This window comes from Candidatus Methylomirabilota bacterium, assembly GCA_028870115.1.
Taxonomy (GTDB): domain Bacteria; phylum Methylomirabilota; class Methylomirabilia; order Methylomirabilales; family Methylomirabilaceae; genus Methylomirabilis.
The window spans coordinates 1-1,005 of sequence record JAGWQH010000034.1; the positions used below are offsets into that span (position 1 = coordinate 1).

Here is a 1,005-nt window from a genome sequence, read left to right on the forward strand (position 1 = left end):
CGGAGGCAGCGGAGCAGCAGGTCGGTCGCCTCGGTATAGGGGCTGCCGATCGGATTGATCAGAAGGAAACGCTTGCCCTGCTGCGGGGCCCCATCCGCATCGATCAGTTGAAACGGCAGACCGGTGAGTTGCTCCGACAGGCCGAGAGGATTACTGATCGTCGCCGAGCAGGCGATGAACTGCGGCTGAGCTCCGTATGCGGCTGCTACCCGCCGCAGACGCCTCAGGACGTGGGCGATATGTGAGCCAAAGACCCCGCGATAGGTGTGCAGTTCGTCGAGGACCACATAGCGGAGGTTGCGCCAGAACTCGCGCCACTGGGCGTGGTGGGGCAGCAGCGAGAGGTGGAGCATATCCGGGTTGCTCAACAACAGTTGTGGCGGATCGTCTCGGAGCTTCGCCCGACGGGATGCAGGTGTATCCCCATCCACAATGGCGGCGCGGATATCCTGCCCCCATGGAAGCAGGGTCTGCAACATCTTCAGTTGATCCTGCTCCAGCGCCTTGATCGGGAACAACAGGAGGGCGCGGGCCGAATGATCAGTCAGCAGGTGTTCGAGGATCGGCAAGAGATAGGTCAAACTCTTGCCGGATGCGGTGGAGGTGACAACCAGTGAATGCTTGCCGGCGCGTGCCGCCTCAATGGCAGCACACTGGTGCGTGTAGAGCTGGTCGACTCCGATCCTGCGTAGCGCGTCGCGAAGCGGTCCTGACATGGGATCGGAAAGGTCCGCATAACTGGGTGATTTCGAAGGGATCTGCCTGAGGTGGACAGGGTGTCCACGAGTCGAGTACTCTCGGCGCAACTCGTCGATGAACCGATCGACCTCGGGAATGGGTAGAGGCGAGGGGGATCGCCCAGCCGGATGTGCCTTCACAGGTCGCATCATGCTTAGGCGCTTTAGATCAAGAGCATGATATCATCCGCTATGTTTCTTGGCCACATATAGTCATTTCTTTTATCACGGCATGGGAAAGCGTGTCAATGCCAAAACCCATTTGACC

At 59.6% G+C, this 1,005-nt stretch carries 1 protein-coding gene; it reads right to left on the reverse strand.

Going from position 1 to position 1,005, the window contains the following annotated elements:
• Positions 1-878 (reverse strand): DEAD/DEAH box helicase (locus KGL31_03410; protein ID MDE2320954.1); only part of this gene is annotated, 878 nt, incomplete at its 3' end.
• Between the last annotated feature and the right edge of the window lie 127 nt (positions 879-1,005).